The following is an 8,303-nucleotide window of genomic DNA, read 5'->3' on the forward strand; positions in this document are numbered from 1 at the left end:
TACATTACTCTGTCTTGCAGCCGCTTCCTAGAAGAAAGGGGCCAAAAGAGGCCCCTTTCTACTGAAACTCAGAAGACTTAGCGACGCAGACCCAGGCGCTCAATCAGGCTGGTATAACGTGCCACATCTTTACGCTTCAGATAGTCCAGCAGCTTACGACGCTGAGAAACCATACGCAGCAGACCACGACGGCTGTGGTGATCTTTTTTGTGTTCAGCAAAGTGACCTTGCAGATGGTTGATCTGCGCCGTCAGCAAAGCGACCTGAACTTCGGTAGAACCACTGTCGTTAGCGCCACGACCGAATTCCGCAACGATTTTAGCTTTAGCTTCAACACTTAGAGACATAGTAATACTCCAAACATTATAGATAAAAAAACAGGCGCCGATCTCTAATTCAGCCACCCAATAGTTAAGCCGCGCTATTCTACTCTTAGCCTCATCCGATAGCAAGGTAGCAACAGGCGTACTTATTCCTGAAACTCGACCACCAGACGGCGGGGGGCAACGCGTCCGTCGTCGTCGATTTCACCCATGCCGATGAACTTACGCTCATCGCCTTCGGTAATACGCACCATTCCATCCACAGGCGCATTCGCCGTCTGAACCGGCTGACCGAGTTTGAGATAACCCGCGACCACGGGAAGTAAATTCACCTCGGGGAACGTCATGACCTGACTTTCCATCGGCATCAGTAAGGGATCGAGAATCAGCGCTGGCGAACGCTCTTCAGCCTGAGCCTGTTCGAGCAGCGCATTCAGTTGCTCCAGCGTCACCACTTTTTCAATCGGATAGGTCGCAACTTGCAGACGACGCAGATAAATAACATGCGCCCCACAGCCCAGCATCTCACCCAGATCATCAATGATGGTGCGAATATAGGTGCCTTTCGAGCAGTGGATTTCCAGCTCAAGCTCATCGCCTTCGCAACGGATAAACTGCAACTCGTAAACGGTAATCTCGCGGGCATCACGTGGCACAACCAGTCCCTGACGTGCATACTCATATAATGGACGCCCCTGATATTTTAACGCCGAATACATCGAAGGAACCTGTTGAGTCGTGCCACGAAAACTTTCCAGCGCGGCGTCCAATTCCGCAGGAGAAAAAGCAATCGGACGCGTTTCAATCACATTACCATCAGCGTCAGAGGTATCGGTTCGCTGGCCGAGGCGGGCAACCACGCGATACCGTTTATCCGAATCCAGCAAATACTGCGAAAATTTTGTCGCTTCACCCAGACAGATAGGCAGCATACCGGTTGCCAGCGGATCCAATGCGCCGGTATGGCCAGCTTTATTGGCGTTAAAAATCCGTTTTACTTTCTGCAAGACATCATTGGACGACAGACCCTGGGGTTTATCTAATAATAATACGCCGTGTACATCACGGCCACGTCGACGAGGACGGCTCATTAATCCTCCTGATCTTCGCCCGTTGCAGAACGACGTTCAGCATCATGTCTGACAACGTTAGTGACCAGATTGGACATTCTCATCCCTTCAACCAGTGAATTGTCGTAGGAAAACGTCAATTCAGGAACGACACGCAGACGCATCGCTTTCCCTAGCAACACACGGATAAAACCAGAGGCATCCTGCAATGCTTTAATCGCCGTCTTCACCTGCTCCGGTTCGTTATCGTTCAGAAATGTAACAAAAACTTTGGCGTAAGCCAGATCGCGCGAAACTTCAACACCGGATACGGTAGCCATACCGATGCGCGGATCTTTCACTTCTCGTTGAATAATAATGGCGATTTCTTTTTGCATTTCCTGCGCCACGCGCTGGGTGCGGCTGAATTCTTTTGCCATGTTGAATCCTCAAGTAAAAATCGGGGGGCACAAGGCCCCCCTATGAATAACTTATCGCATCGCTTAATGCCGACTTAAGCGATCGTGCGTTTGATCTCAATCGTTTCAAAGACTTCGATCATATCGCCAGCACGAACGTCGTTGTAGTTCTTAACGCCGATACCACATTCCATACCGTTACGGACTTCGTTGACATCATCTTTAAAGCGACGCAGGGATTCGAGTTCGCCTTCGTAAATGACCACGTTTTCACGCAGTACGCGAATCTTGTTATGACGTTTGACCATACCTTCCGTTACCATACAGCCGGCAATCGCACCGAATTTCGGTGATTTAAACACGTCGCGAACTTCCGCCAGACCGATGATCTCTTGCTTGTATTCCGGCGCCAGCATACCGCTCATGGCCTGTTTGACTTCATCAATCAGATCATAGATGACTGAATAGTAGCGCAGATCCAGGCTTTCCGATTCAACGATACGGCGGGCAGAGGCATCAGCACGCACGTTAAAACCAAGAATAATCGCATTCGATGCGGCTGCCAGCGTGGCATCCGTTTCTGTGATGCCGCCCACACCGGAACCGACAATTTTCACTTTCACTTCGTCGGTAGACAGCTTTTGCAGCGAATCAGAAATGGCTTCACAAGACCCCTGAACGTCAGACTTGAGCACAATATTCAGTTCGGAAACTTCACCTTCCGTCATGTTAGCAAACATGTTTTCCAGTTTAGATTTCTGCTGGCGAGCCAGCTTAACCTCACGGAATTTACCCTGACGATACAACGCCACTTCACGGGCTTTCTTCTCGTCACGCACCACGGTCGCTTCATCACCCGCTGCCGGCACGCCGGACAGGCCGAGAATTTCCACCGGGATCGATGGGCCGGCTTCTGTAATTTCACGACCCAGTTCGTCACGCATCGCACGCACACGACCGTATTCAAAACCACACAGGACGATATCGCCTTTGTTCAGCGTACCTTCACGCACCAGTACGGTTGCGACAGGGCCGCGACCTTTATCCAGGAAGGATTCGATCACCACACCACTGGCCATACCGCTGCGAATGGCTTTTAGCTCCAGAACTTCAGCCTGGAGCAAAATCGCATCCAGCAGTTCATCAATCCCCGTACCGGCTTTGGCAGAGACATGAACAAACTGAGATTCACCGCCCCACTCTTCCGGCATAATACCGTACTGAGACAGTTCGGTTTTCACCCGATCAGGATCGGCTTCTGGTTTATCAATTTTGTTTACTGCGACAACAACCGGCACCTGAGCCGCTTTGGCATGTTGGATAGCTTCGATGGTCTGGGGCATCACGCCATCGTCCGCGGCAACAACCAGTACCACGATATCTGTTGCCTGAGCGCCTCGGGCACGCATTGCGGTGAATGCGGCGTGTCCAGGAGTATCCAGGAAGGTGATCATACCGTTGTCTGTTTCAACATGGTAAGCACCGATATGCTGAGTAATACCACCGGCCTCGCCAGCGGCGACTTTGGTTGAACGGATATAGTCCAACAGTGACGTTTTACCGTGGTCAACGTGGCCCATGATAGTAACAACTGGCGCACGTGATTCAGCAGCAGCACCGGTATCACGGTCGCTCATTACCGCTTCTTCAAGTTCATTCTCACGACGCAGAATGACTTTATGGCCCATTTCTTCAGCTACCAGTTGCGCCGTCTCCTGGTCTATGACCTGGTTAATCGTCGCCATAGCGCCCAGCTTCATCATTGCCTTAATAACCTGAGAGCCTTTCACCGCCATCCTGTTGGCTAATTCGGCAACGGTAACCGTCTCTCCAATCACCACATCACGGTTAACCACCTGAGCAGGTTTATTGAAACTCTGCTGCAAGGTGCTTGGTTTCCGCTTGCCTTTTCCACCACGGGTAACGGCGCGAGCCTCTTCACGATCAGCTTTGGACTCAGACAGGCGATTACCTTTCTTCTGCTTAGTCACTTTACCGGCACGGCTGCGGCTACGGCGCTCACCCTCAACCTGACGGTCACTTTCATCTTCCGCTTCGCGGGCATGATGAGACGTAGTCACATGATAATCTGCGGCCTCTTCAGGCTTGGCGCTTTCCGCTTCCCAACGCCCGGCATTCTCTTCAGCCATACGGCGAGCCTCTTCAGCAATACGCCGGGCTTCTTCCTCTACCTTAAGGCGGGCGGCTTCTTCAGCTTTACGCTTCAATTCAGCGGCTTCAGCTTCACGCTTCGCTTTTTCAGCCTGAGCAGGCTTGGTCGTACTCTCGTTTTGTTGGTTGATCACTTTTTCTTTTTCCGCTACGTCACGTTTAGCTTTTTCAGCGGCCTCACGTTTGGCTTGCTCTTCGGCAGCACGTTTAGCTTTCTCAGCAGTTTCACGCTTGGCTTTCTCTTCAGCTTCGCGTTTGGCTTGCTCTTCAGCAGCACGTTGTGCCTGTTCTTCCGCTTCACGCCGTGCCAGCTCTTCCTCTTCTGCCTGCTGGGCATCCATAGGATCGCGTTTTACATAAGTGCGTTTCTTGCGGACTTCAATCTGCACTGACTTACTCTTGCCGCCAGTGCTTGGAATATTCAATGTGCTGCGCGTTTTACGTTGCAGCGTCAGTTTACCTGGCGCACTTCCGCGTTCGCGGTTTAGGTGCGTCAATAATGTTTCTTTTTCATGCTGAGTCACAGAATCCGATGCGGACTTGGTAATTCCCGCATCAGCAAACTGCTGTATCAGGCGGTCAACCGAAGTCTGAATCTCTGTGGCCAGCGATTTTACGGTTACATCTGTCATGCTGTTCCTTTCCTGCTACAGTTCGTTATTCGTTGTCGTCGCCAAACCAACAGATATTACGGGCAGCCATGATAAGCTCGCCAGCTTTTTCATCATTAAGCTCTTCAATATCCGTCAGGTCGTCAACGCCCTGCTCAGCAAGATCTTCCAGCGTACAAATACCGCGTGCCGCCAGCTTAAATGCCATATCACGCGACAAACCAGATAAACTGAGCAAATCGTCTGCGGGTTGGCCATCACCGCGACTTTCCTCGTGTGCCAACGCCAGTGTGGTTAATGCGGCTTTAGCACGTTCACGCAATGCTTCGACGGTCTCTTCATCCAGACCTTCAATTGCCAGCAGTTCCTTGATCGGCACATATGCCAGTTCTTCAAGCGAAGAGAAACCTTCTTCCACCAGCACCGTGGCAAACTCTTCATCAATATCAAGGTGCTTGGTAAAGACGTCAATTGCAGCATGTGCTTCAGCCTGGTGCTTGGCCTGAAGATCTTCCACGGTCATGACGTTCAGTTCCCAACTATCGTCCGAACGATGCTGTTTTAGTAGTTGGGAAGCCAGACGCACGTTCTGGCCGTTACGGCCAATCGCCTGCGCCAGATTGCTGGACTCAACGGCGATATCCATCGTGCAGGTATCTTCATCAACTACGATGGAAACAACATCAGCCGGTGCCATCGCATTGATAACAAACTGAGCGGGGTTATCGTCCCACAGGATAATATCAATACGTTCACCACCAAGCTCACTGGATACCGCCTGTACTCGCGCACCGCGCATCCCTACACAAGCGCCAACCGGATCAATACGCTTGTCATTGGTTTTTACCGCAATTTTTGCGCGAGAGCCTGGATCGCGGGCGGCGGCCTTAATCTCAATGACTTCTTCACCAATTTCTGGCACTTCAATACGAAAGAGTTCAATCAGCATTTCCGGACGGGAACGGCTGACAAACAGTTGAGCACCACGGGCTTCAGGGCGAACTGCGTAAAGTACGCCACGGATGCGATCGCCAGGGCGGAAATTTTCACGCGGTAACATATCTTCACGGCCAATGACCGCTTCAGCGTTACTACCCAAATCCAAAGAGATGTTATCACGGCTAACTTTCTTCACGACACCGGTAACAATCTCACCCTCTTGCTGGCGGAACTGATCAACCACCATTGCGCGTTCAGCTTCACGAACCTTCTGTACAATAACTTGCTTTGCTGTTTGTGTGGTAATACGGTCGAATGTCACAGACTCAATCTGATCTTCAACGTAATCACCTAAATTAAGAGAAGGATCTTCAAACTGTGCCGCATCCAGCGTAATTTCACGCGTTGGTTGGGTTACTTCATTAACCACCAACCAGCGACGAAAAGTATCGAAATCACCTGTTTTACGATCAATACCGACGCGGACATCAATTTCCTGCTCGTATTTTTTCTTAGTTGCTGTCGCCAGCGCGGTTTCCAACGCCTCAAAAATCTTTTCACGCGGAACGGCTTTTTCGTTGGAAACTGCTTCAACAACAGCCAGAATCTCTTTATTCATCCTAGTTGCCTCATCCAAACTTTAAAAGTGGGGTACCAGGTTCGCTTTCTGGATGTTGCTCAGTGCGAACACTTCGTCTTTGCCTTCCACTGTTATGGTGATCATTTCGCCCTCGACGGCTTTAATAATCCCCAACCATTTACGGCGGTTCTGGACTGCCATACGCAGTACCACTGTCACCTCTTGACCGATGAAACGCGCATAATGCTCTACCGTGAACAAAGGACGCTCAAGTCCCGGAGACGATACTTCCAGGTTATAGGCAACAGTGATAGGATCTTCAACATCCAACACTGCACTGACCTGGTGGCTGACATCAGCACAATCATCAACAGTGATCCCATCTTCACTATCAATATAGATACGCAGCGTCGATTGGCGACCCCGGATGAACTCAATACCGACCAATTCATAACCTAATGCTTCGACTGGTGCTGAAATCATCTCTGTTAATTTTTGCTCTAATGTGGACAAGCCCACCCCCACAAGACATAAAAAAAGGGCTTAATAGCCCAGTAATTCTGTTACCAAATAACAAAAAACCCCGATATATCGGGGCTTTATGCAACTGGACCCTATTACCGCTGAATAAAACGGTATAACTTTCGGTTAAGGATTCTTTCAAAAATGACTGTGAAAGCGATAGAGACTAACGGACAGTCTATTTGAAAAAAAACTCTACCTGGAAAGTTAAGTGGTTGCGGGGGCCGGATTTGAACCGACGACCTTCGGGTTATGAGCCCGACGAGCTACCATGCTGCTCCACCCCGCGTCCGAAAACGTGGCAAATACTACGCTGACAACCGTAAAAATGCAAGTTATCTATAGGATTGGTACGAGGACCCGATTTGATGTTTTAACCCATCGAATGAATATCTAAAGGCATCCGTCAAACCTGTATGCAATCTACCCTTGTTTGAACCGATTAACCGGATGACGCCACAACTTACCTCGCACAATACGATGTAAAGGTCATGTCCCTCGGAGCCCAGCAAACGAGCGGGCGCATCATACCCATAGTACGGGAGAAAATCAAAACATTATCCTGCTCCAACGCGCTCGTCCCCGATGAGCGTCAAACAAGGTAAGGTAAGGAATTGACCGGGCAGGACCGCTTTTCTTTGAAGATGCTTTCTTTATATAAGAAAAAGGGTGAAGCAAGGGCACGATCACTCACTCAAAAAAATCACTGTGCCGACAACCATTCGCAACCTGTACGTATTTTTTATGCATACGACCCTACGCCGGAAAATCCCTCAACGGATATCACACGGGTTCTCGCTGAACAGGGAAATGTACATCTCTGAATCATTTGCGACGCCGAGTCGCCATTGATAGAAAATAGCTGGTCTTCTGTTCTATTTCCCTGATGTTTGCACATCAAAACCAACGGACAATGATAATATAAAATATTATCTGCGCTCTTCTTCTAATAAAACAATGGCTGCCTGTGTCCTGTTACGCACGTTCAATCGCCTGAAAATAGACTCCAAATGTGATTTCACCGTCCCTGCGCTGATGTTCAAGGTGCGACTGATTTGTTTATTAGATGCTCCTGAGGCAATCAGCTGTAAAATTTCATGCTGCCTTTCACTCAGTTTCCCCTTAACACTATTGTCCATCCCCCACTTTTCATAGATCACGCCATCATCAGGCAGACAGACCATCCCCATGGATACAGTTCTTAATGCCTGTGCTATGGATTCAATCGGCGAGCTTTTTAAAATTACCCCCGCGACATGGTATTTCAAAAAAGAATTTAAAATATACTTATCTATATAATCCACCATAATTATAACACTAACATCAATGCTTTCTTCATATAACCTGTCGAGAAACAAATAATTATCATTACGTTCCTTATCACAGCTAAATAAGATAAAATTCTTGTTCATCTCGTTGAGCATCGGCCATACTTCTTCTTTTTCCTTTACCCCAACGACATCCACACCAGACATAACATCCTTCAAGCCAGCCGATAAACCCTGAATAAAAACAGGTGATTTATCAATAATCACAATATTCACCGTATAATCCCCATTCCATATTATTGAACATGCCGTGGATAAAAACTTCACTCTAAAAAGTATTAGCCTATATGAAAGTAATAAAGCGGAGTCATTTAGCATATGCCATTTACCTTATAGACACCACTGGGCATGCTCTAATAT

The 8,303-nt window shown here is 48.8% G+C and carries 7 protein-coding genes and 1 tRNA gene; all 8 read right to left on the reverse strand.

The features are described from left to right. Positions 1-77 precede the first annotated feature (77 nt). A complete protein-coding gene (rpsO, locus tag BIY29_RS13745) occupies positions 78-347 on the reverse strand; it encodes a 30S ribosomal protein S15 (RefSeq protein WP_048636268.1) in 270 nt (89 codons plus the stop codon). A 122-nt stretch (positions 348-469) separates the two neighbouring features. After that, positions 470-1,414: a tRNA pseudouridine(55) synthase TruB gene (gene truB / locus BIY29_RS13750; RefSeq protein ID WP_121575677.1), complete on the reverse strand. Its 945-nt coding sequence runs from the start codon at positions 1,412-1,414 to the stop codon at positions 470-472. Further along, complete coding sequence (rbfA, locus tag BIY29_RS13755; protein WP_121575678.1) at positions 1,414-1,812, reverse strand: 30S ribosome-binding factor RbfA; 399 nt, start codon at positions 1,810-1,812, stop codon at positions 1,414-1,416. The genes truB and rbfA overlap by 1 nt, the downstream gene beginning before the upstream one ends. A 74-nt stretch (positions 1,813-1,886) precedes the next feature. Next, positions 1,887-4,595, reverse strand: a complete 2,709-nt coding sequence (gene infB / locus BIY29_RS13760; RefSeq protein WP_121575679.1) for a translation initiation factor IF-2 — start codon at positions 4,593-4,595, stop codon at positions 1,887-1,889. Between the two features lie 25 nt (positions 4,596-4,620). Beyond that, positions 4,621-6,132, reverse strand: coding sequence for a transcription termination factor NusA (gene nusA, locus BIY29_RS13765; RefSeq protein ID WP_121575680.1), 1,512 nt, complete (start codon positions 6,130-6,132; stop codon positions 4,621-4,623). A 21-nt stretch (positions 6,133-6,153) separates the two neighbouring features. Next, on the reverse strand, positions 6,154-6,606 hold the full coding sequence (gene rimP, locus BIY29_RS13770; RefSeq protein WP_121575681.1) for a ribosome maturation factor RimP: 453 nt from the start codon (positions 6,604-6,606) through the stop codon (positions 6,154-6,156). Between the two features lie 221 nt (positions 6,607-6,827). After that, positions 6,828-6,904, reverse strand: a tRNA-Met gene (locus BIY29_RS13775). Between the two features lie 640 nt (positions 6,905-7,544). Further along, positions 7,545-8,159: a response regulator transcription factor gene (locus BIY29_RS13780; protein WP_121575682.1), complete on the reverse strand. Its 615-nt coding sequence runs from the start codon at positions 8,157-8,159 to the stop codon at positions 7,545-7,547. Positions 8,160-8,303 lie beyond the last annotated feature (144 nt).

It is taken from the genome of Brenneria alni (genome assembly GCF_003666245.1).
Classification (GTDB): Bacteria; Pseudomonadota; Gammaproteobacteria; order Enterobacterales; family Enterobacteriaceae; genus Brenneria; species Brenneria alni.